The organism is Amaricoccus macauensis, from assembly GCF_049800915.1.
GTDB classification, from domain to species: Bacteria; Pseudomonadota; Alphaproteobacteria; order Rhodobacterales; family Rhodobacteraceae; genus Amaricoccus; species Amaricoccus macauensis_A.
The window spans coordinates 332161-355255 of sequence record NZ_JBNAFY010000004.1 but is presented as its reverse complement, the minus strand read 5'-3'; the positions used below and the strand labels follow the sequence as shown (position 1 = coordinate 355255).

Annotated in this window: 22 protein-coding genes; 7 read left to right on the top strand and 15 right to left on the bottom strand. The window is 63.2% G+C overall.

Annotation, left to right across the window (positions count from 1 at the left end):
- Positions 1-61: 61 nt before the first annotated feature.
- Positions 62-2251: a catalase/peroxidase HPI gene (katG, locus tag ACP15W_RS12250; protein ID WP_424933182.1), complete on the bottom strand. Its 2190-nt coding sequence runs from the start codon at positions 2249-2251 to the stop codon at positions 62-64.
- A 249-nt stretch (positions 2252-2500) separates the two neighbouring features.
- On the opposite strand from katG, the gene ACP15W_RS12245 reads away from it, so the two are divergent.
- The 3 genes from ACP15W_RS12245 (at position 2501) to ACP15W_RS12235 (ending at position 4942) form a co-directional block, all read left to right on the top strand.
- Complete coding sequence (locus tag ACP15W_RS12245) at positions 2501-3448, top strand: hydrogen peroxide-inducible genes activator (protein ID WP_424933181.1); 948 nt, start codon at positions 2501-2503, stop codon at positions 3446-3448.
- 21 nt (positions 3449-3469) lie between these two features.
- Complete coding sequence (lipA, locus tag ACP15W_RS12240; RefSeq protein WP_424933180.1) at positions 3470-4444, top strand: lipoyl synthase; 975 nt, start codon at positions 3470-3472, stop codon at positions 4442-4444.
- A 72-nt stretch (positions 4445-4516) separates the two neighbouring features.
- On the top strand, positions 4517-4942 hold the full coding sequence (locus tag ACP15W_RS12235) for a GlcG/HbpS family heme-binding protein (protein WP_424933179.1): 426 nt from the start codon (positions 4517-4519) through the stop codon (positions 4940-4942).
- Between the two features lie 203 nt (positions 4943-5145).
- On the opposite strand, the gene ACP15W_RS12230 is transcribed toward ACP15W_RS12235, so the two are convergent.
- The 14 genes from ACP15W_RS12230 to ACP15W_RS12165 all read right to left on the bottom strand — a co-directional run bounded on the left by ACP15W_RS12230 (position 5146) and on the right by ACP15W_RS12165 (position 19906).
- Positions 5146-6414, bottom strand: a complete 1269-nt coding sequence (locus tag ACP15W_RS12230; protein ID WP_424933178.1) for a DEAD/DEAH box helicase — start codon at positions 6412-6414, stop codon at positions 5146-5148.
- Positions 6415-6769: 355 nt separating this feature from the next.
- Positions 6770-7264, bottom strand: coding sequence for a hypothetical protein (locus ACP15W_RS12225; RefSeq protein ID WP_424933177.1), 495 nt, complete (start codon positions 7262-7264; stop codon positions 6770-6772).
- Positions 7265-7469: 205 nt separating this feature from the next.
- A complete protein-coding gene (gene lpdA / locus ACP15W_RS12220) occupies positions 7470-8858 on the bottom strand; it encodes a dihydrolipoyl dehydrogenase (protein ID WP_424933176.1) in 1389 nt (462 codons plus the stop codon).
- Between the two features lie 40 nt (positions 8859-8898).
- On the bottom strand, positions 8899-9297 hold the full coding sequence (locus ACP15W_RS12215) for an MAPEG family protein (RefSeq protein WP_424933175.1): 399 nt from the start codon (positions 9295-9297) through the stop codon (positions 8899-8901).
- Positions 9294-9683: a cupin domain-containing protein gene (locus ACP15W_RS12210; protein ID WP_424933174.1), complete on the bottom strand. Its 390-nt coding sequence runs from the start codon at positions 9681-9683 to the stop codon at positions 9294-9296. The genes ACP15W_RS12215 and ACP15W_RS12210 overlap by 4 nt, the downstream gene beginning before the upstream one ends.
- A gap of 67 nt (positions 9684-9750) precedes the next feature.
- Positions 9751-10479: an STAS/SEC14 domain-containing protein gene (locus ACP15W_RS12205; protein WP_424933173.1), complete on the bottom strand. Its 729-nt coding sequence runs from the start codon at positions 10477-10479 to the stop codon at positions 9751-9753.
- Positions 10480-10669: 190 nt separating this feature from the next.
- A complete protein-coding gene (gene odhB / locus ACP15W_RS12200) occupies positions 10670-12196 on the bottom strand; it encodes a 2-oxoglutarate dehydrogenase complex dihydrolipoyllysine-residue succinyltransferase (protein ID WP_424933172.1) in 1527 nt (508 codons plus the stop codon).
- A gap of 1 nt (position 12197) precedes the next feature.
- Positions 12198-15179: a 2-oxoglutarate dehydrogenase E1 component gene (locus ACP15W_RS12195; protein ID WP_424933171.1), complete on the bottom strand. Its 2982-nt coding sequence runs from the start codon at positions 15177-15179 to the stop codon at positions 12198-12200.
- 9 nt (positions 15180-15188) lie between these two features.
- Entirely contained in the window at positions 15189-15434 is a 246-nt protein-coding gene (locus ACP15W_RS12190; RefSeq protein WP_424933170.1) for a hypothetical protein, read from the bottom strand.
- 31 nt (positions 15435-15465) lie between these two features.
- The gene (sucD, locus tag ACP15W_RS12185; RefSeq protein ID WP_424933169.1) at positions 15466-16347 is read right to left on the bottom strand and encodes a succinate--CoA ligase subunit alpha; all 882 of its coding nucleotides are present in this window, start codon (positions 16345-16347) and stop codon (positions 15466-15468) included.
- 53 nt (positions 16348-16400) lie between these two features.
- The gene (locus ACP15W_RS12180; RefSeq protein WP_424933168.1) at positions 16401-16703 is read right to left on the bottom strand and encodes a hypothetical protein; all 303 of its coding nucleotides are present in this window, start codon (positions 16701-16703) and stop codon (positions 16401-16403) included.
- A gap of 32 nt (positions 16704-16735) precedes the next feature.
- Entirely contained in the window at positions 16736-17929 is a 1194-nt protein-coding gene (sucC, locus tag ACP15W_RS12175; protein WP_424933167.1) for an ADP-forming succinate--CoA ligase subunit beta, read from the bottom strand.
- A gap of 395 nt (positions 17930-18324) precedes the next feature.
- Complete coding sequence (mdh, locus tag ACP15W_RS12170; protein WP_424933166.1) at positions 18325-19287, bottom strand: malate dehydrogenase; 963 nt, start codon at positions 19285-19287, stop codon at positions 18325-18327.
- A gap of 292 nt (positions 19288-19579) precedes the next feature.
- On the bottom strand, positions 19580-19906 hold the full coding sequence (locus ACP15W_RS12165) for a hypothetical protein (protein ID WP_424933165.1): 327 nt from the start codon (positions 19904-19906) through the stop codon (positions 19580-19582).
- Positions 19907-20237: 331 nt separating this feature from the next.
- Here ACP15W_RS12165 and ACP15W_RS12160 point away from each other — a divergent pair, with 331 nt between their 5' ends.
- From ACP15W_RS12160 to ACP15W_RS12145, 4 genes are read left to right on the top strand one after another with little or no spacing between them, the layout of a single operon-like run.
- The gene (locus ACP15W_RS12160) at positions 20238-21122 is read left to right on the top strand and encodes an HpcH/HpaI aldolase/citrate lyase family protein (protein WP_424933164.1); all 885 of its coding nucleotides are present in this window, start codon (positions 20238-20240) and stop codon (positions 21120-21122) included.
- Between the two features lie 29 nt (positions 21123-21151).
- A complete protein-coding gene (locus ACP15W_RS12155) occupies positions 21152-21715 on the top strand; it encodes an NnrU family protein (RefSeq protein ID WP_424933163.1) in 564 nt (187 codons plus the stop codon).
- A gap of 4 nt (positions 21716-21719) precedes the next feature.
- Positions 21720-21923 carry a DUF1737 domain-containing protein gene (locus ACP15W_RS12150; protein ID WP_424933162.1) on the top strand — a complete coding sequence of 68 codons (204 nt, stop codon included), beginning with the start codon at positions 21720-21722 and terminating at the stop codon, positions 21921-21923.
- Between the two features lie 3 nt (positions 21924-21926).
- Entirely contained in the window at positions 21927-22961 is a 1035-nt protein-coding gene (locus tag ACP15W_RS12145) for a MaoC family dehydratase (RefSeq protein WP_424933161.1), read from the top strand.
- Positions 22962-23095 lie beyond the last annotated feature (134 nt).

Genomic DNA, 23095 nt, shown 5'->3' with positions numbered 1-23095 from the left:
GGGGCGCGACAATGCGCGCCCCGTTTGGTCATCTCGGTAAAGCCTGTCGGCGGTCTTTCCGTCAGGCGATATCGAACCGGCCCGCGTTCATCACCTTCGTCCAGGCAGCAACGAAATCATTGACGAATTTCTCGGCGCTGTCGTCCTGGGCATATACCTCTGCATAGGCCCGGAGGATCGAGTTCGAGCCGAAAACAAGGTCCACGCGCGTCGCGGTCCATTTTTCCTCGCCCGTCTTGCGATCCCGGATCTCGTAGGTTCCGCCCGGCATCGGGACCCACTTGAAGCGCATGTCGGTGAGGTTCACGAAGAAATCGTTCGTGAGTTCGCCCTCGCGGTCGGTGAAGACACCATGCTTCGTGCCGCCGTAGTTGGTTCCGAGAGCGCGCATGCCGCCGACCAGAACCGTCATTTCCGGTGCCGTGAGACCCAGAAGCTGCGTGTGGTCGAGCATCATCTCCTCGGGGCTCACCACATAATCGGTCTTGGCCCAGTTGCGATACGCGTCGGCGAGGGGCTCGAGCGCCTCGAAGCTGTCGGCGTCGGTCATTTCGTCGGTCGCGTCGCCACGGCCCGGTGTGAAGGGAACCTCCACATCAAAGCCCGCAGCCTTCGCGGCTTTCTCGATACCGACATTCCCGGCCAGGACGATAATGTCCGCAATGCTCGCCCCCGTTTCGGCGGCGATGGGCTCGAGAATGCCCAGCACCTTCGCGAGGCGATCCGGCTCGTTGCCTTCCCAGTCCTTCTGCGGGGCGAGGCGGATGCGTGCACCATCGGTGCCGCCGCGCATGTCCGACCCACGGTAGGTCCGTGCGCTGTCCCAAGCGGTCGAGACCATTTCAGCGATGCTCAGGCCCGATGCTGCGATCTTCGCCTTTGCGGCCGCGACATCGTAGCTCGTGCTCCCCTGCGGCACCGGATCCTGCCAGATCAGGTCTTCCTGCGGCACGTCCGGACCGAAATAACGGGCCTTTGGACCCATGTCGCGGTGGGTCAGCTTGAACCATGCGCGGGCAAAGGCATCGTCGAACTTGGCCGGGTTCTTCCGGAAATCCTCCATGATCGCCCGGTAGGTCGGGTCGACCTTCATGGCCATGTCGGCATCGGTCATGATCGGCATGCAGCGGATCGAGGGATCTTCCACATCAACCGGCATGTCCTCTTCCTTGATGTCGACGGGCATCCACTGCCATGCGCCGGCCGGGCTCTTCTTCAGTTCCCACTCGTGGTCGAGCAGCATGTCGAAATAGCCCATGTCCCACTTGGTCGGGTTCGACGTCCAGGCGCCCTCGATACCCGACACCATCGTGTCGCGTCCGATGCCACGCGCATCCGTCTTCATCCAGCCAATGCCCTGGAACTCGGGGCCGGCGGCTTCCGGCTCGGGGCTCAGTTCTTCCGCCGTTCCGTTGCCGTGACACTTGCCGATCGTATGGCCGCCTGCGGTCAGCGCGGCGGTTTCCTCGTCGTTCATGGCCATGCGCGCGAAGGTCTCGCGAACCTGGGCTGCGGTTGCCATCGGATCGGGCTCGCCGTTAACCCCCTCCGGGTTCACGTAGATCAGACCCATCTGCACGGCTGCGAGCGGGTTCTCCATCGTCTCGGGCTTCGAGACATCTTCATAGCGCTCGTCAGAAGGCGCAAGCCATTCCTTTTCGGCACCCCAGTAGGTGTCCTTCTCCGGATGCCAGATGTCCTCGCGTCCGAAGGCAAACCCGAAGGTCTTCAGCCCTGCAACCTCATAGGCAATCGTGCCCGAGAGGATCATCAGGTCGGCCCAGGAAATCTTGTTGCCGTATTTCTTCTTGATCGGCCAGAGCAGCCGGCGGCCCTTGTCGGTGTTGACGTTGTCCGGCCAGGAGTTGAGCGGTGCAAAGCGCTGGTTGCCGGTGCCGCCGCCACCGCGACCATCGGCCAGGCGGTAGGAGCCTGCAGCGTGCCAGGCGACACGGGCGAACATGCCGACATAGCTGCCCCAATCCGCGGGCCACCAATCCTGGCTTTCGGTCATCAGCGCCCGAAGATCGTTCTTGAGCGCTTCGACGTCGAGCTTCTTCAGTTCTTCACGGTAGTTGAAGTCCTGGCCCAGGGGGTTGGTCTTCGTGTCGTGCTGGTGCAGGATGTCGAGATTGAGCGCGTTCGGCCACCAATCCATGACCGTCGTGTTCAGAGCGGTCAGGCCACCATGCATCACGGGGCATTTGCCGCTCGTGTTCAGATTGCTCTCGACCGTATCGTGTCCGTCCATACTGGCTCACCCTTGCTCTCTAGTGCCGCTTGGTTGGCGGTTCATCCTCGACGCGCCGTAACGCGCATGAAATCGTTTCGGGAGCTCGCGAAACCACCGCGGAGCATGGAGGGGGCCCGGCGACAGGCTCCGCGAATCTCCCGCGTTCCATCTGGAACGGTTCCAAGATGCCCCGAGAGACTGATAAAAGGAAATTGCATTTTTTGCAAATGTCGATAATTTTTGATTATGGAAATCACACTGCGCCAGTTGAGATATCTGATCGCCCTCGAGCGGCACCGCCATTTCGGCCAAGCCGCTGCAGCGGTCAATGTCAGCCAACCGGCGCTTTCGGTTCAAATCAAGGCTCTTGAAGACGCACTTGGTGCGCAGCTCATCGAACGGGGCAAGCGGGAAATCGTCGTGACGCCCGTTGGCCGGGAGGTTCTCCAGCGTGCGCACCGGATCGAGCGTGAACTTCTGGAAATGAACGAGGCCGTGCGCTGGAAGCGGGGAATGGGTGGACGGTTGAAGCTCGGGGTGATCCCGACCGTCGCGCCCTATCTGCTGCCTGCCGCCCTCCCGCTCTTGCGCAGCCGCAACGGCGGGCTCGATCTCGGTGTGCGGGAGGCAACCACCGAACGGCTCATTGTCGAACTCCGGGACGGGGAACTCGATGCGATCATCGTCGCCCTGCCTGTCGATCAACCGGATATGGTCAGTTGTCCACTATTCGAGGACCGGTTCCTGCTCGGCGGGTCCGAGCGCCTCGTCGGAGCGGTGGATGAAGCGGCGCGGCCTGCAGTGATCGAGCCCGAACGTCTTCTTCTTCTCGATGACGGCCATTGTCTCGCCGATCAGGCGCTTGCCGCCTGCAGCCTGCGCCGGGATCAGACCCGGATGGATCTGCGGGCGTCCAGCCTTTCGACCCTTTGCCGCCTTGCGGGCGAGGGGATCGGTCTTACCTTTGTTCCTGAACTCGCAATCCGCGCGGAATGTGCCGCGGCTCCGGGCTTGACCCTGCGCCGGTTTACCGGCGAAGAACCCGTGCGTCGCGTCGGGCTCGTGCGACGAAAGCTGACTGCGGACAACGGCTGGTTTTCAGACCTCGAAGCGATACTGGCGCAGGCCGGAAACGGCGAACTGACCCATGCAAGAGCCGAATATCCGGTTTGTGCAGGTGAAAAATCTCACGACAAACCCGGGCTGGCGGGGTAAGAATTGCCGAGCGGGAGGACCATGATGGAAGACAAGACCACCACGGAGCGCGATCTGAAGAACCGGGCGGAACGTCACCCGGAAAAGGCGCACAAGGCCGATACGCCAATCTTGCGCAAGCCGGACTGGATCCGCGTCAAGGCCCCCACCAGCGAGGGGTATCGCGAAACCGCGAAGATCATGCGGGAGAACCGCCTCGTGACGGTCTGCGAGGAGGCCGGCTGTCCGAATGTGGGCGAGTGCTGGAGTCAGGGCCACGCCACCATGATGATCATGGGCGAGATCTGTACCCGCGGCTGTACCTTCTGCAACGTGGCGACCGGCCGCCCCGATGCGCTCGATGTGTTTGAACCGGCTCGCGTCGCTGTCGCTGTCGAGAAGCTCGGACTGAATCACGTGGTCATCACCTCCGTCGATCGCGACGATCTTGCCGATGGCGGCGCGGAGCACATCGCGCAGACTATCCGTGCGGTGCGTCGCAAGACGCCTGAGACCACCATCGAGGTGCTGACGCCGGACTTCCTGAAATGCGGTCCGGATGCGCTTGAAACAGTGGTCGCCGCCAAGCCGGATGTCTTCAATCACAATCTCGAGACCGTGCCGGGCCTCTACCCGGAAGTTCGACCGGGCGCGCGCTATTTCCACTCGTTGCGCCTGCTTCAGCGGGTCAAGGAACTCGATCCGACGATGTTCACCAAATCGGGCATCATGGTCGGATTGGGTGAAGAGCGGCAACAGGTCATCCAGGTCATGGACGACATGCGTGCGGCAGACGTGGATTTTCTCACCATCGGGCAGTATCTCCAGCCGACACCCAAGCATCACGTGGTCAACCGCTTCGTGACGCCGGAGGAGTTCAAGGGCTACGAGAGGGCCGCTTTCGGCAAGGGCTTCCTGATGGTGTCCGCCACTCCCCTGACGCGCTCGAGCTATCACGCTGGGGATGATTTCCAGCAGCTTCGAGCTGCGCGACTGGCTAAGCTCGGACAGGCCTGATCAACTGCTTCGACCTTGACAACTTATGCTTCGGGCGGGCTCTTGGAGCGCAAGTTGTCAAAGGGGTAGAGCATGCTGACCATCAGACGAATAGACATCGACGACGCGCGTGTCCTGATCCGCGCCGCACGGGAACATGCCGAAAAGATCGGCGTGCCTGTGTGCATCGCGGTTGCCGATGAGGGCGGTAACCTGATGGCTTTCGAACGCATGGATGGCAGCAAGCCCACTTCCGCCATCATTTCGATCGACAAGAGCTATACGGCTGCGGGGGCCAAGCGCGCGACCCATGAGATCGGAGCCGCCAGTCAGCCCGGTGCACCAGCGTATGGTATCGCATCGGCCATTGGTGGGCGCATGGTTGTCGTGGGTGGGGGCTTGCCCGTGATCGTCGATGGTGAGGTCGTCGGTGGCATCGGGGTCTCGGCCGGATCTCCGGATCAGGACCGGGAAATTGCACAGGCGGGGATCGACGCCTTCTTCGAGACTTTGGCCTGAGCAAAGTTGCGGGCAACCGATCCAGCGGACCGGCCTGTTGGCCGGACAGCATTCTCCCCCGCCTGTTGGCGGGGCCCGGATCGGGGTCTTGCGACCCCGATCCCGACTGCTCGATAGGAATTCTGTCTATATGAAATCCACTGGACGGGGGGCAGTGGAGGCCGATCGGCAAACGAGAAATCCTCGGAGGATTTCTAGTGTGATCAGGCGGCGCGAGGTCTGCGCGGCCGCCGGCGGTGTTGTGCGGGCTTGGCCGGGCCGCTCGAATCGTTGCCCTGGGGGCGTCTGCGCCGCCGGGGACCACGCGAATTGCGGCCTTCATCATTTGCGGCACTTCCCGCGGGCCAGGAACCGCTCGCGACCGGAACCTCGATCTTCATCAGTTTTTGGATCTGGCGCAGCAGGTCGGCTTCATCCGGCGCACAGAAGGCAATTGCTTCCCCTTCGCGGCCGGCTCGTGCCGTGCGCCCGATGCGGTGGACGTAGTTGTCCGGAACATCCGGCAGGTCGAAATTCACCACATACGCAACGCCCGGAATATCGATGCCACGCGCGGCGACATCCGTTGCGACCAGCGTGGTGATCTTGCCATCGCGGAACGCCTTGATCGCGCGGTCACGCTGGCCCTGGCTCTTGTTGCCGTGGATCGACGCGGCATTGAAGCCATCCGCGACCAGACCCTTCATCAGCTTCTCCGCGCCATGCTTGGTGCGGGCAAAGACCAGTGTCAGCGCATCCGTATCCCGGCTCAGGATTTCGCGCAGCTTGGCGGCTTTTTGCCCCTTGTCCACGAAATGCACCGACTGGGTGATCTTGTCAGCGGCCTTGCCCGGGGGGGAGACCTGGACCCGGTGCGGGTTGTTCAGGTAGGCGCGCGAAAGCTCTTCCATCTGCTTCGGCATGGTAGCCGAGAAGAGCATCGTCTGCCGCGGCGTGCCGAGCCGGGGCGCGATCTTGCGCAGCGCATGAATGAAGCCGAGATCGAGCATCTGGTCTGCTTCGTCGAGTACGAGCTGGCGCACGGAACCGAGATCCACGGCGCGGCGCTCCATGAGGTCGATGAGCCGACCGGGGGTGGCCACAAGGATGTCGGTTCCCCGCGACAGCAGGCTGATCTGCTTGCCGATGGATTGCCCGCCCACAACGGTCACGACCCGCAACTTGGTCTTGTCCGTCAGTCCGCGCAGGCTCTCTGCGATCTGGTTGACCAGTTCACGCGTCGGCGCGAGCACGAGAGCCTTCGCGGTCTTCGGCGCGGGCCGCCCCGCATGTTCCGTCAGGAGAATGTTGATGAGCGGCAGGCCGAAGGCCAGCGTCTTGCCGGTGCCCGTCTGGGCCAGTCCCAGAACGTCATGCCCCTCGAGGGCCAGCGGAATGGCCTGGTTCTGGATCGGGGTGGGCTCATTGAAGCCTGCGAGTTTGAGAGCATCGTTCAGGGCGGGCGCGAGGCCCAGCATATCGAAATCGAACAAGTGATATCCTTCATGGGCCGGGCATGGTGCAGGCACCGGCACGGCCATTGCGTTTGGCCGCATGTCCCGCGGCCGACGAGGGTTGCTGCAAGACCTCGAGACGAGCGGGCGTTTCCCGCGCCATCCGGCCTTTGCGTCAGGAACCCTGCGTGATGGGGAACTGGAGATATTCGGTGCGCTGGTGGCCCGGAATCGGGCACGGCTTGCTCACGCGGCAGCACAACGACGCCGCCTCACTGCGGGAAAGTTCTTCTCCTGTCAAGCCCTGATTGCTGCACCGCGGCGATTGGTGGCGGTGGCGCGAGCGGAAGCAGAGGGACGGCCGAGACACGCCCCACTGCCGAAATTTGGCGCTCTACTGAGCGTCCTGGCATTCACGCAGCGTCGCAAGCGCTGCATCAGCATCCGATAGATCGGCAACGACCTTGTATCCGTCGCCATACTCGATCGTCAGCGCATCCGCCTTTTCCAGGTCCATGACGAAGTCGGGATTGTTCACCGGGACGAAAGCACCGCCCATGCCATCCGTGCGCTGCCCCATGAACGTGCCTTCGAAGGTCTCGCCGTCCAGTTCGAGACGGGCCGGGATTTCCTCGCCGGCTTCGACGCCATCCGCATCCTCGACATAGATCGCGACATAGCCGGTTCTCTCGCTGTTGGTCGCGTCGATTCCGAGCTGCACCTGAGACGTCGGATTGACGAATTTCTCGATGGCAACGCAGCCCGGCCCCATGTTTTCATTGATGGCGATTTCCCAGTCGCCGGCAGACCCGTAGGTCTTGAAATTCTGCGCCCCGGCCGAAGTCGCCACCAGAACGATCGCTGCAGTCAATGCAAATGCTAATTTCATGAAAAGTCTCTCCCGCTGCATCCGCCCTCACACTGAATCGAGGGGCGGTTCCGCATCCATTGCTTAACACGCAATTGTGACAATTGTCTCGCTCACCGGATGAAAAGCGTACAATTCTGTAATCGCAGAGGGATCAATAAAGTCCCCGGCGAGAGATGTCCTCCGCCGGGGGCAGGGTCTTACAGGTGCAGGGCGCTGCCCCGGCTCAGGCGTGGATCGCACCGTCGCCGCAGGCTAGCGCCGCCTCGCGCATGGCTTCCGAGAACGTCGGGTGCGCATGGCAGGTGCGTGCGACATCCTCGGCCGCCGCGCCGAACTCCATCGCGACGCAGATCTCATGGATCAGTTCGCCCGCGGAGGGCCCAATGACGTGACAGCCCAGGATCCGGTCTGTTTCCGCATCTGCCAGGATCTTGACGAACCCGTCGCCCATGAAGTGCGACTTCGCACGCGCATTGCCCATGAAGGGGAACTTGCCGACCTTGTATTTCTTCCCATCGGCCTTGAGCTGTTCTTCGGTCTTGCCGACATTGGCCACTTCCGGCGCGGTGTAGATCACACCCGGAATGACGTCGTAATTCACATGGCCGGCCTGACCCGCGAGGGTTTCGGCAACCGCCATGCCTTCGTCTTCGGCCTTGTGCGCCAGCATCGGACCCTTCACCACGTCACCGATCGCATAGATGCCATCGACATTGGTCTTCCAGTGGCTGTCGATCTCCACCATGCCACGGTCGGAAACCTTCACGCCCACCTCTTCGAGACCGAGCCCCGAGGTGTAGGGCTTGCGGCCCGTGGCCACGAGCACGATATCCGCGTCGAGCGAGCCCTCGGCTTCGTCCTTGCGGGACTTGTAGGTCACGGTCGCCTTGGTCTTGGTGGTGCTGACCGACTGCACGGCGGTGTTCAGGACGAATTTCAGCCCCTGCTTCGTCAGCATCTTCTGGAAGGCCTTGGAAATTTCCGCATCCATGCCCGGGGTGATGTGGTCGAGGAACTCGACAACCGTCACCTCGGAGCCCAGGCGCGCATAGACCGACCCAAGCTCGAGCCCGATCACGCCCGCGCCGATGACTGCAAGCTTCTTCGGCACCTTGGAAAGCTCGAGTGCGCCGGTGGAACTCACAACGATCTTCTCGTCGATCTCCACGCCCGGAATCGAGGCAGGCTCCGAGCCGGTTGCGATGACGATGTTCTTCGCCTTGTGCGCCGTGCCATCGACCGTCACTTCACCCTTGGCGGTGATCTTTCCATAGCCCTTCAGCCAGTCGACCTTGTTCTTCTTGAACAGGAACTCGACGCCCTTGGTGTTCGAATCCACCGACGACTGCTTGTATTTCAGCATCTGCGGCAGGTCGATCTTCGGCGCGGAGACTTTCAGCCCCATCTCCTCGAAATGCGTCACGCTCTCGTGGTAAAGCTCGGATGCATGCAGCATTGCCTTCGACGGGATGCAGCCGACGTTGAGGCAGGTACCGCCCAGCGTTTCACGCCCCTCGACACAGGCCGTCTTGAGCCCGAGCTGCGCGCAGCGGATCGCGCAAACGTAGCCGCCGGGCCCGGCGCCGATTATGATGACGTCATATTCTGCCATTTCAGTCTCCTTGTGGCATCGTGTGTGCGCTGCGCATCCGTCAAAGGACCAGTGCCATGAGGATCATCAGCATCGTCGCGAGGAACCCGACGGCCCAGATCACCGACCGCCAGGGGGAAAGGCCGAGCGCATAGGCCGGAACGTAGAGAATGCGCGCCACGAGATAGCTCCAGGCGCACAGCGCGGTGAATCCGTTGCCGACCTCGGTGAAGCTCACCAGCACCACCGCGATCGTGAAGAGCGGCAGCGCCTCGAGGTGGTTGTCCGCGGCCCGCTTCAGCCGCGCGGTCCGGGTCGAAAGACCTTGCGAGATGTCCTCGTCGCGCGGACCGAGGGTCTTGTCGGTTCCGAGCTCGAGATTGGCTCTGACGGCGTAGATCGCGAACTGCACAGCCTGCAGCAGCGCGGCGAGGCCCAGAACCAGCAACTCCGATGTCATGCGTCCTCCGGGTAGACATAGGTGACGTCGTTCAGGCGGTCTGCGGGGAAGGTGAAGAGAAACCGGATCCGCTCTCCCTTTGTCCGCCACTCATGCCAGCAATTCTCTGGAACAAAGAAAACGTCACCGGGACGCATTTCGTAGACCTCGCCGTCGATCTCCGCCTCGCCGGTGCCTTCCAGAACCAGCACGCTCTCCGGCCTGTCATGTCGATGGATGCGCTCGACATCGCCAGGGCCGAGGTCGGCGATCCCCTTGACCAGCCCTTTCGACGGCGTCGCATCGCTCGACAGGAGCACTCGAAAGCTCACGCGACCATGCCGGGCATCGTCCCAGTGGGCCTGTTCGGTTTCCTCGAGGTTTGCGCGATATGCCGATACTCCCATGGCCTGGCTCACCTCGCCCGATTGCGCGGCAAGAGGGGAGACTCACCCCGCTTCGCGTTTGTTGCCATCACTCCGCGAGCAGCCATGCCTTGGCACCCTCGAATTCCTCCGCCGGGAAGTAGTGCACCGGCACCTTGATGATCCGTCGTCCGACCCGCTGGGCCATCCGGTGCCAGGCCTTGTCGCCGACGAACGCGGCTCGGTCGATCAGCGAGTGATGGTCACGCACCAGCCTGAAGTGCTCTCCGAGGGCGCCCAGACCCTGCCAACCGTCGAACTCGCGCAAATCAAGGAGAAGGCGAAACCGGTCATTGGCGCGGATGAAGGCGTCGAGATCCTCGGTTTCGCGGGCGTAGACCTCCGCATCGAGCTGGCCGATGAGCTGCACATGCAACGCGCCATTGCCGAGATCCGTCTGGTGGATCGTCCCGAGCGACTCGAACAGCCAGCGGCGTGCATCGTTTTCCTCGCCCAGGGCGAAGGTCGCGACAGGGCAGGGCATGAAGACGGCAAACGCCTTGGTGGCGTTCCTGATCCAGGAAATATCCGTTGCCACCGCGGCGCGGTCGAACCCGTTCCAGTGCTTCAGGCCCAGCCGCACGTCATCCGCCATCGCACCGAGCGTAAAGCCCTCGAAATCGGGGCCGATCCGCGCGAGAAGCCGTACGTGGTCGCGGGCTGCGATCGCGGCCTCGACAGCGGGGATCAGCGTCTCGCGATAATCGGCCTCGGTCACCGTACCGCTCACGGTGAATTCGAGAATCGCATCTTCGGGCTTGGAATGTACTTCGATCATGTCCGGGCTCCCAACAGTCGGGAAGAGGCGCCCCTCCGCTCTCCCCGGCGGGAGGTGTACGGCAAGACGGTCGAGCCGTATCCCTTCATATCATGTCCTGCCCGAGCGGCATGCATTCGATCGGCCCTTGCAGGGCCGCCCACACCTACACCGGAATACCGGCCTGCTGCAGGCGGCCCCGCTCTAGAGATCAGAGGTCCATCAGCAGGCGGCGCGGATCCTCGAGCGCTTCCTTGACACGCACGAGGAAGGTCACGGCGCCCTTGCCGTCGACGATCCGGTGATCGTAGCTCAGGGCCAGATACATCATCGGGCGGATCTTGATCTCGCCGTTGATGACCATCGGACGCTGCTGGATCTTGTGCATGCCGAGGATGCCGGACTGCGGCGGGTTCAGGATCGGCGAGGACATCAGCGAACCGTAGACGCCGCCGTTCGAGATCGTGAAGGTGCCGCCCTGCATCTCGGCCATCGAGAGCTTGCCGTCGCGGGCGCGCGTGCCCAGTTCGGCGATCTTCTTCTCGATGTCGGCGAAGCTCATCTTGTCGGCATCACGAACCACGGGCACCACGAGGCCGGTCGGCGTGCCGACGGCGACACCCATGTGAACGAAGTTCTTGTAGACAACGTCCGTGCCGTCGATTTCGGCATTGACGTCCGGAACTTCCTTCAGCGCATGGCAGCAGGCCTTGGTGAAGAAGGACATGAAGCCGAGCTTCACGCCGTGCTTCTTCTCGAACAGGTCCTTGTATTCCTTGCGCAGGTCCATCGTCGCGGTCATGTCCACCTCGTTGTAGGTGGTCAGCATCGCGGCGGTGTTCTGGGCTTCCTTCAGGCGGCGCGCAATGGTCTGGCGCAGCCGCGTCATCTTCACGCGTTCCTCGCGGGCAGCATCCTCGGCCGGCACCGGGGAGCGCGGGATCGAGGCGGGCTGCGGCGCGGGGGCGGAGGACGCCGGCGCGCTGGCCATCTTCATGACGTCTTCCTTCATCACGCGGCCGTCCTTGCCGGAGCCCTGGACCTGGTCGCGCGAGATGCCCTTCTCGGCCATCATCTTCTTGGCGGAAGGCGCGTCCTCGACGTCCTTCTCCTGCTTCGGCTCGTTTGAGGCGGAATTCGCGATCTCCGCAGAGGAGCCGGGCTGCGTCGGCGAGGTCGTCCCTTCGCCCGGGCGCATGACGCCGAGCTTGCCGCCGGCCTCGACCGTGGCACCCTCTTCGGCGAGAATTTCCGTGATCGTGCCCGATGCAGGGGAGGGAACCTCGACCGAGACCTTGTCGGTCTCGAGCTCGCACAGCATCTCGTCCTGGCTGACCGTGTCGCCGACCTTCTTGAACCAGGTCGAGACCGTGGCCTCGGACACGCTCTCGCCCAGGCTCGGAACCATGATGTCCAAAGGCGCGCTTTCGCCGCCGCTTTCCGCGGGTGCGTCATCCTTGGCGGAGGGCTTCTCCGCCGGCGCGGACTTGGCTCCCGCCTCGGCATTCTCGTCGACCGTCGCCAGCAGCGCATCGACACCAACGGTTTCGCCTTCCTTCGCGACGATCTCGCTCAGCACGCCCGCCGCGGTCGCCGGCACTTCCACCGTCACCTTGTCGGTTTCGAGCTCGCAGAGCATTTCGTCCACGGCAACTGTGTCGCCCACCTGCTTGAACCACGTCGCGATCGTGGCCTCGGTGACGCTTTCACCGAGCGTGGGTACGCGAATTTCGGCCATCTTATTGGTCCTTCGTTATGGTCAGCGCTTCATCGACAAGCGCGTCCTGCTGCGCTTTGTGCTCGCGGGCGAGGCCGGTGGCGGGGGAAGCCGCCGCGGCCCGGCCGATATAGATCGGACGGGTGTGCTTCGCGCCGATCCGGCCGAGCACCCACTCGATATTGGATTCGACGAAGTTCCAGTAGCCCTGGTTCTTCGGCTCTTCCTGACACCACACCACCTCGGCATTGCCGAACCGGCCCAGCTCCTTGGTGAGCGCGAGGGCGGGGAAGGGATAGAACTGCTCGAGACGCATCAGGTAGACGTCCTCGATCCCGCGCGCATCACGCTCCGCGAGAAGATCGTAGTAGACCTTGCCCGAACACATCACGACCCGCTTGATCTGCTCGTCAGGCGCGAGCTTGTTCTCGGAAATGCCCGGTGTGCCGCCCTTGTCGGCATGATCCCAGAGCACCCGGTGGAAGCTCGACCCTTCAGTGAAGTCTTCCTTCCGCGAAACCGCGAGCTTGTGACGCAGAAGCGATTTCGGCGTCATCAGGACCAGCGGCTTGCGGAAGCTGCGGTGAAGCTGACGGCGCAGGATGTGGAAGTAGTTCGCCGGCGTCGTGCAGTTCGCCACGATCCAGTTGTCGGAAGCGCAAAGCTGGAGGAAACGCTCGGGGCGCGCCGAGGAATGTTCCGGCCCCTGACCCTCGTAGCCGTGCGGCAGCAGCATCACGAGCCCCGACATGCGCAACCACTTGCTTTCACCGCTGGAGATGAACTGGTCGATCATGATCTGCGCGCCGTTCACGAAATCGCCGAACTGCGCCTCCCAGAGCGTCAACGCGTCGGGCTCGGCCAGCGTATAGCCGTATTCGTAGCCCAGAACGGCGTATTCCGAGAGCATCGAGTCGACGACCTCGTAACCCGCCTGATCCGACTGGATATGGTTGAGCGGGTAGTAGCGCTCTTCCGTCTCCTGGTCGATCACCGCGGAATGCCGCTGCGAGAAGGTTCCGCGCGTGGAATCCTGACCGGACAGACGCACCGGATACCCTTCGGTCAGAAGCGATCCGAACGCCAGCGCCTCGGCGGTCGCCCAGTCGATGCCGTTGCCCTTCTCGATCATCTCCCGCTTTGCCTTGAGCATGCGGTTGACCGTCTTGTGCGGCTTGAAATCGTCCGGCAGCAGCGTGAGCGCCTGTCCTACCTTGTCGAAGGTCTCGTCGCTGATTGCCGTCTTGCCGCGCTGATACCGACCTTGCTCGTGCTTGCCGATGCCCGACCAGCGACCATCGAGCCAGTCGGCCTTGTTCGGACGGTAGTCTCGGGAGACCTCGAACTCGTTGTTGAGGTAGGACTGGAACGAGGCCTTCATGTCCTCGATCTCGCCCTCGGGGATCAGCCCGTCCTTGACCAGCCGCTCGGTATAGATCTGAAGCGTGGTCTTGTGGCTCTTGATGGCCTTGTACATCTGCGGCTGGGTGAACATGGGCTCGTCGCCCTCGTTGTGCCCGAACCGCCGGTAGCAGAACATGTCGATGACGACATCCCGGCCGAACTTCTGCCGATACTCGATCGCGATGCGCGCGGCGTGAACCACGGCTTCCGGGTCGTCGCCGTTCACGTGGAAGATCGGCGCTTCCACCATCAGCGCGATATCGGTCGGATAGGGCGAGGAACGCGAGTTGTGCGGCGCGGTGGTGAAGCCGATCTGGTTGTTGACCACCAGATGGATCGTGCCGCCCGTGCGGTGCCCCTTCAGCCCCGAAAGACCGAAACACTCTGCCACGACACCCTGGCCCGCGAAGGCGGCATCACCGTGGAGCAGGATCGGCAGAACCTTCTTGCGCTCGATGTCATTCTTCTGCGCCTGCTTCGCGCGAACCTTGCCCAGCACCACCGGGTTGACCGCCTCGAGGTGCGAGGGGTTCGCGGTGAGCGAAAGGTGCACGCTGTTGCCGTCGAATTCACGGTCCGAGGACGCGCCGAGGTGATACTTCACGTCACCGGAGCCCTCGACCTCGTCGGGCTTGAAGCTGCCGCCCTGGAACTCGTTGAAGATCGCCCGGTAGGACTTGTCCATGACGTTGGCGAGCACCGAGAGACGACCGCGGTGCGGCATCCCGATGACGATTTCCTCGACGCCAAGCGCACCGCCGCGCTTGATGATCTGCTCCATGGCCGGGATCAGCGCTTCGCCGCCATCGAGGCCGAACCGCTTGGTGCCGGTATACTTTACCTGGAGGAACTTCTCGAAGCCCTCGGCCTCGACGAGCTTGTTCAGGATCGCACGCCGGCCACGCTGGGTGAAGTGGATTTCCTTGCCGTAACCCTCGATCCGCTCCTTGAGCCAGGCCGCCTGTTCGGGGTCGGAAATATGCATGTACTGCAGGGCGAAGGTGCCGCAATAGGTCCGTTTCACCAATGCGAGGATCTCGCGCATCGACGCGGTTTGCAGGCCCAGAACGTTGTCGAGGAAGATCGGCCGGTCCATGTCGGCTTCGGTGAAGCCATAGCTGCGCGGATCCAGCTCGGGGTGGGGCGTTTCCTCGGTCAGCTTGAGCGGATCGAGGTCGGCCGCGAGATGGCCGCGGATACGGTAGGCGCGGATCACCATGATCGCACGCACCGAATCGAGCACCGCCTGCTTGACCTGCGCATCGGTGAGCGAAACGCCCTTCTCCTGCGCCATCGCCTTGACCTTCTGGCCGAGCGTCTTCGGCGAGGGATCGGCGGAGGACCATTGGCCGTCGAGGGCCGCGGTCAGATCGTCGTTCGGGGCGGGGGGCCAGTCGGTACGGGCCCAGGAGGGTCCCGACGCGCTCGCGGTCACGTCACTTGCATCGTCCCCGAGCCCTTCGAAGAAGGCCTGCCAGTTCGGATCGACGCTCTCGGGGTTCTCGGAATACCGCGCATAGAGCTGCTCGACAAAATCGGCGTTCTGGCCCTGCAGGAAGGAGGATGCGTGGAAAATCTCGTTGTGGCTCTGTTCCGTCATGCTCTTCTCCTAGCTTCCCGACACCGCCGAATTGGTCTGGCTGGCTGCGGCCGCGGCGGCGTTTGCCGCGAAAGGTTGAACGCGCACCGGCGCAAACTGCTCGCCGCAGCGATGCAGGTATGCGCCCATGTTTCTCGAATGGCGATAGAAGGCGGGGGAATGTGTAGGCTTTCTTAAGGGGGTGGAGCGGGCGATGAAACAATCCGGGACGCTTTCGCAACCTTGCGTCTGCATCGCGGCCCGGAAAGGCTTCATCACCTCAACTCCTCGTCTCACTGCCGTCTGGTCAGCCGATCGCCTTCAGCACGGCTTCGCCCAGGCCCGCGGGGCTGTCGGCGACTACAATACCAGCGGATTTCATGGCTTCAATCTTGTCTTCGGCGCCGCCCTTGCCGCCCGCGACGATTGCGCCCGCATGGCCCATGCGACGTCCCGGAGGTGCCGTGCGGCCCGCAATGAAACCGGCGGTCGGCTTCCAGCGACCCTTCTTCTTCTCGTCCGCGAGGAACTGTGCCGCGTCTTCCTCGGCCGATCCGCCGATCTCGCCGATCATGATGATCGACTGGGTCTCGGGATCTGCCAGGAACATCTCGAGCACGTCGATATGCTCGGTGCCCTTGATGGGGTCGCCGCCGATACCGACCGCGGTGGACTGGCCCAGGCCGGAGTCGGAGGTCTGCTTCACCGCCTCGTAGGTCAGCGTGCCGGAGCGGGAGACGACGCCCACCGAACCGCGCTTGTGGATGTGGCCGGGCATGATGCCGATCTTGCAGGCGTCCGGCGTGATGACACCGGGGCAGTTCGGACCGATCAGACGGGTGGAGCTGTCCATCAGCGCGCGCTGCACCTTCATCATGTCGAGCACCGGAATGCCTTCGGTGATGCAGACCACCAGCGGGATCTCGGCATCGATCGCCTCGAGGATCGAGTCGGCCGCGAAGGGCGGCGGGACGTAGATCACGGAGGCATTCGCGCCGGTCTTCGCCACGGCCTCGTGGCAGGAGTTGAACACCGGCAGGCCGAGATGCTCGGAGCCGCCCTTGCCGGGCGTCACGCCGCCGACCATCTTGGTGCCGTAGGCAATCGCCTGTTCGGAGTGGAAGGTGCCCTGGCTTCCGGTGAAGCCCTGACAGATGACCTTGGTGTTTTCATCTACGAGGATGGCCATTTCGTCTCTGTTCCTTTGTCCCTCTGGGCGGAGTCGCGCAGGCTCACCTGCGTTCAGTAATCCGCGCCGTCGTCGTCCACGAGTTCGTCGAGAGCCCGGACGGCAACCAGCGCCGCGCCCATGATGATGAGTGTCCGGCCCATCGATTTGGTGAGATTGGCCGGAATGAAGCTTGCAATGCCGTCGCGCGTGACCCGAGCCGCATCGCGGCCGGTGCGAACGTCGCGCAGCCGCTTGCGGGTCTCGGAAGGCTCGGGGAGGGAGAGGAGGTCGGGTTCGACCCGTCGCGCCGCCAGACCGAGCCCGACCATTGCCAATCCGACAAGATAGGGCGCAAATTCGGAACCGCGCTGCATCTCTCTTCTCCTTCTCAGCCTCGCGGGAAGGGTCAGCCCTTCACCGCCTTCACGATCTTCTCGGCTGCGTCCGAAAGATCATCCGCGGCGATCACGTTGAGACCGCTCTCGTTGATGATCTTCTTGCCGAGCTCCACGTTGGTGCCCTCGAGACGAACAACCAGAGGAACCTGAAGCCCCACTTCCTTCACCGCCGCAATCACGCCTTCCGCGATCACGTCGCAGCGCATGATGCCGCCGAAGATGTTCACCAGGATGCCCTTTACGTTCGGGTCCGAGGTGATGATCTTGAAGGCTTCCGTCACCTTTTCGGTCGTCGCTCCACCACCAACGTCCAGGAAGTTCGCCGGTTCCGCGCCCTTGAGCTTGATGATGTCCATCGTCGCCATGGCGAGGCCCGCGCCGTTGACCATGCAGCCGATCTCACCGTCGAGCGCGATGTAGTTCAGGTCATACTTGGAAGCCGCGAGTTCCTTCGGATCCTCTTCCGTCTCGTCGCGCAGGCTCAGAACATCCTTCTGGCGATAGAGCGCGTTGGAGTCGAAGCTCATCTTGCAGTCGAGACACTTCAGATCGCCGTCCGTGGTCACGATCAGCGGGTTGATCTCCAGCATCTCGCAGTCTTTTTCGGTGAAGATCTTGTAGAGCGTGTTGATCAGCGCGACGCACTGCTTCACCTGCTTGCCCTTCAGACCGAGAGCAAAGGCGACGCGGCGGCCGTGAAAGCCCTGGATGCCGGTGGCCGGATCGACGGAGAAGGAGAGGATCTTCTCGGGCGTCGATGCCGCCACTTCCTCGATGTCCATGCCGCCCTCGGTGGAGCAGACAAAGGAGATGCGGCTCGAACCGCGATCGACGAGCAGCGCCAGATAGAGTTCGGTTTCGATATCGGAGCCGTGCTCGATATAGATGCGGTTGACCTGCTTGCCGACAGGGCCGGTCTGGTGCGTGACGAGCGTGCGGCCGAGCATCTTCTGCGCTTCCTCGGCGGCTTCCTCGGCCGACTTGGTGATGCGCACGCCGCCCTTGTCCCCGGCGCTGGCTTCCTTGAACTTGCCCTTGCCGCGGCCGCCTGCATGGATCTGCGCCTTCACGACCCAGATCGGACCGTCGAGCTCACCCGCTGCGGTCTTGGCTTCGTCGGCCTTCAGGATTGCCCGTCCATCGGAAACGGGTGCTCCGTATTCCTTGAGAAGCTGCTTGGCCTGGTACTCGTGTATGTTCATGTGCCGCCGTCCCTACCGTTTTCTGGCCGGTTGCACTCGGGCACCCGGCATGGCGGTTTGATAGGTCTTCACAACCTGTCATGCAAACGAAACGGGCGGGCGAAAGCGGATTTCGGCAATGTTTTCGATTTTTGTGATCACATGAAAAAATCGTGTGATCACAAATCGACTGATGCGTGCAATTGTCGGAAAATTCTACGCTCGACGCCGAATCAATCTGGTTGGGCCGATCCTCGGCTCACATCCCGCAAGAATCAACCACCCTCTCGCTTTCTTCGCGATGCGCCCCGAAAGGGCAGCAAACCCGGCAGCGCGCCCTCTACCCCAACCGCAAAACGGGCCCGCGGCGAGATGCCACAGGCCCGTTCCAATCGGTCCGGTTGTGTTGTGCCGGCTCAGGAGAGGGTCGTGTCGATGCCCTTGCAGGCTGCGATCAGGCCCTGGACGCTTTCGACGGACTTGTCGAACATCGCCTTCTCGGACTTGTCGAGCTTGATCTCGACGATGCGCTCGATGCCGCCGGCACCGATGATCGTCGGAACACCGACGTAGATGTCCTTCAGCCCGTAGGAGCCGGAGAGATGGGCCGCGCAGGGCAGGAGGCGCTTCTGGTCCTTGAGATAGGCTTCGGCCATCTCGATCGCGGAAGCGGCCGGTGCGTAGAAGGCCGAACCGGTCTTGAGCAGGCCGACGATCTCCGCGCCACCGTCGCGGGTGCGCTGAACAATCGCGTCGAGCTTTTCCTGGGTGGTCCAGCCCATTTCCACCAGGTCGGGCAGCGGGATGCCGGCGACGGTGGAGTAACGGGTCAGCGGCACCATGGTATCGCCGTGGCCGCCGAGCACGAAGGCCGTCACGTCCTTGACCGACACGTTGAACTCGGTGGCAAGGAAGTGGCGGAAGCGTGCGCTGTCGAGAATGCCGGCCATGCCGCAGACCTTCTCGTGGGGCAGGCCCGAGAACTCGCGCAGCGCCCATACCATGGCATCGAGCGGGTTGGTGATGCAGATCACGAAGGCGTCGGGAGCATTGGCTGCGATGCCTTCGCCCACGGCCTTCATGACCTTGAGGTTGATGCCCAGAAGGTCGTCGCGGCTCATGCCCGGCTTGCGGGGAACGCCAGCGGTGACGATGCAGACATCGGCGCCGGCAATGTCTTCGTATGAATTGGCGCCCTTGAGGGTCGCATCGAACTTGTCGACGGGGCTGCTCTCGGCGATATCGAGCGCCTTGCCCTGCGGCGTGCCCTCGGCGATGTCGAAGAGAACAACGTCACCGAGTTCCTTGAGCGCAGCCAGATGGGCGAGTGTGCCTCCGATCTGTCCCGCGCCGATCATGGCGATCTTGGGTCTTGCCATTTGGGCCTGTCTCCCGTTCTGCTGTAAAACGCGTGTTTGGCTAGCCCCTCGGGCGGGCTTTAGCAAGACGCAACGCGCAATCCATACCGTGATGCAAAAAAAACGGTATGGGGCTTCGAGGGAGCCTTTGGCTTTATCGGAGGCGGGAAGTCTGCCCGCGGCGGGTGCGGGTCGCAGGGTCTCGAGGCTGCGACGAAATGCACGAAAACGAGCGCTTTTCGCTCGGCGAGCGTCAGGGCCATGCGCCCCGGAGCCCGCTTGCGGGCAATCACCGGCAGGGGGGGCGTTCAGATCAGGCGTCGTCGCCCTTGGGCAGGAAAGGCGTGGCTTCCTTTTCCCAGGACTGCCCCGAAGCGACGAGGCAGGCCACACCGTCGGGGCGCGTGATGAGAATCGTCCAGGTCCCGGTCGAATCGGAGGCGTAGACCTCGAGAAGCGAGCTGTTTTCCTGCAATCCAAGGCTTTGAAGTGTCTCGCCGTAGCGGTCTTCGAGCCGTTCGATCACTTTCGAGCGCTCGGCGCAGGGACGCGTTGTGCGGGTTTCGGCAGCGAGTTGCGGTGCGGCCAGCGCACATGCGACGAACGCGGTCGCGGCCCAGATCCATGGGCGAAAATGCATGTCCGTTTCCTTCGTGGCTGTGCGGGCCGGTCGGGTCAGGGTCACCCGGCGTCCGCGATTGCGGTTCGTCTCCGGGTGTTTCGAGGGCCGTGAGGCTCCCCGAATGAAAACATTTCGGGCTTCTGTCGGGCCTGCCATGGCTCTCTATTCAGCCTTAAACTGACCAATAAATGTTTAACGCACCGCACGCGCCGTCGGTTGCTGCTCGAACAAGAAAAGGGCAGGCGCGGGTCAATCTGCGCAATTAAATGATTCTAACGGCCCTGTGGGGCTTGCATTTCCTGCTCGCTTGGCTATGCCTGCCGCTGCACTGCAACAGGGAACGAGGGACATGGAAAAGAACGCGCACCCCTACAGGTCGGTCCTCTACATGCCGGGATCAAAGGAACGGGCGCTCGAGAAGGCCAAGACCCTCGCGGCCGATGCGCTGATCCTCGATCTCGAGGACGCGGTCGCTCCCTCCGAGAAGCCGGCTGCGCGCGAACTGGTCGCGAAGGCCGTCGAGGCCGGTGGGTATGGGCGCCGCAAGCTCATCGTGCGCGTCAACGGGCTCGATACCGAATGGGGCGTGGCCGACCTGTCCCGCGCAGCCAAGGCGGGGCCGGATGCGATCCTCCTGCCCAAGGTCGAAAGTGCCGCTGACATTCATCGCGTCACCGACCACCTCGCCGATCACGGCGCACCTGCATCCACGCGTGTCTGGGCCATGATGGAGACCCCCCGCGGCATCCTGAATGCCGCCGAGATCGCCGCCGCCCATCCGCTGCTCGAAGGCTTCGTGCTTGGGACGAACGATCTGGTGAAGGATCTCGGGGCCGCGCACACCCCCGACCGCACGCCGATCCTCACCAGCCTCAGCCTCTGCCTGCTTGCGGCCCGCGCCGAGGGGCTCGTCTGCGTCGATGGTGTCTACAACGCCTTCAAGGACGACGAAGGCCTGCGCGAACAGTGCATCCAGGGTCGTGATATGGGCTTCGACGGCAAGACGCTGATCCACCCGGCCCAGCTCGCGGTCACCAACGAAACCTTCGCCCCCTCCGAGGATGACCTGGCGCTAGCGAAAGAGCAGGTCTCAGCCTTCGAGGAGGCAGAAAAGCGCGGCGAGGGTGTCGCGGTCGTGAATGGCAAGATCGTCGAGAACCTGCATGTTGTGACTGCGCGCCGGCTGCTGGCCCGCGCCGAGGCAATCGCGGCCCTCGAAGCAGAGGCCGTCTGAGAAACCCAGTTCCGAAGGGGGACGAGGCAATGTTCTGGCTTGTGATCGGGCTCGCACTCTGGTGCGGGTTTCACATCATGAAACGCGTGGCTCCGGCCGCCCATGCCGCCATCGAGGCGAAAGCCGGCGAGAAGGGCGCGCGTGGCATCATCGCGGCGGGCATCGGAATCGGGCTCCTGCTCATCATCATCGGCTACCGCGCCTCGCCCTTCATCGGCCTCTACACGCCACCTCTTTGGACCACGCATCTCAACAACCTGCTGATGCTCCTCTCCGTCGGTCTCTTCGGCGCGAGCCACTCCACGGGAAAGATCGGGTCGATGCTGCGCCACCCGCAGCTCCTTGCGGTCAGCACCTGGGCGGTGGCGCACCTGCTCGTCAACGGCGATCTCGCCTCGCTCCTGCTCTTCGGTGTCATGCTGGCCTGGGCGATCGCCTCCATCCGGCTCATCAATGCACAGGACGGCGCCTGGGAGCGCCCCGCGCCCGGCCCGGTGAAGAAGGACATCATCCTCGTCGTGATCACCCTCGTCGTCTACGGGGTCATCGCAATGATCCACACATGGCTCGGCTACTCGCCGTTTCCGGGATAACCACATGCGCGCATACCGCTTTCTCACCGATGTCGATACCTCCGCCTTCTGCCACAAGGTGACGCTGGCGCTCTCGAAGGGCTGGACGCTCCACGGCAATCCGACCTACGCCTTCGACGCGAAAGAGGGCGTGATGCGCTGCGGCCAGGCGGTGGTGAAGGACGTGGAGGGTGACTACGACCCCTCGATGAAGCTTGGAGAACTCTGAGAGATGTCAAAGACTTTCGCCGGAAACTTCTTCGAGGACTACACGCTCGGGCAGAAGATCACCCACGCCGTGCCGCGCACGGTCACGAGTGGCGACCGCGCGCTCTACACCGCCCTCTACCCGACCCGTTTCGCGCTCTACTCGTCGGATGAATTCGCCCGTGCCTCCGGCCTTCCGGCAAGCCCGCTCGAGGATCTCGCCGCCTTCCACATCGTCTTCGGCAAGACCGTGCCGGACGTGAGCCTCAACGCGGTGGCGAACTTGGGCTATGCCGAGGGCCGCTTCCTCAAGCCGGTCTATCCCGGCGACACGCTCAGCTCGGAAAGCGAGGTCATCGGCCTCAAGCAGAACTCCAACGGCCGGACCGGCGTGGTCTATGTGCGCACGACCGGCACGAACCAGCGCGGCGAGGCGGTGATGAGCTACTGCCGCTGGGTCATGGTGCGCAAGCGCGACGTCGATGCCCCGGCACCGGAAACGGTCCTGCCAGATCTCGCACCCGCACTCGAGGCAGGCGAACTCACCGTGCCCGAGGGGCTCGACTGGAGTGGCTACAACTTCGCGCAGTCCGGCGAGCGCCACCGCTGGGACGACTACGAAATCGGCGAGATCATCGACCATGTGGATCGCGTGACCGTCGAGGAAGCCGAGCACATGCTCGCCACCCGCCTCTGGCAGAACACCGCGAAGGTGCATTTCGACGCGACCCTGCGCGAGGATGGCCGCCGCCTGATCTATGGCGGCCACGTCATTTCCATGGCCCGCGCGCTGTCATTCAACGGGCTCGCCAACGCGCAGATCGTCGCGGGGATCAACGCGGGCGCGCACGCGAACCCCTGTCATTCGAGCGATACCATCGGCGCCTTCACCGAAGTTCTCGACAAGGCCGAGACAGCGGCCCCCGGCGTCGGGGCGCTGCGGCTCCGGCTGGTCGCGACGAAGGGCGGCCCGGACGACTACTCGCTGAAGAACGATGCCGGCAAATACCGCTCGAACATCCTGCTCGACCTGGACTACTGGGCGCTGATTCCCACCTGAAAGCGCGCGAGCGGGGGAGGGCAGGGCAAGACCCGATCACCTCGCCCCCCCGCTCATGGCGCGGCCCGTGCCGCCATTTGCCCGGCAGGACGCGGCCCGTGCCGTCGGTGAGAAGACCTGCGTTTGTTTCCACT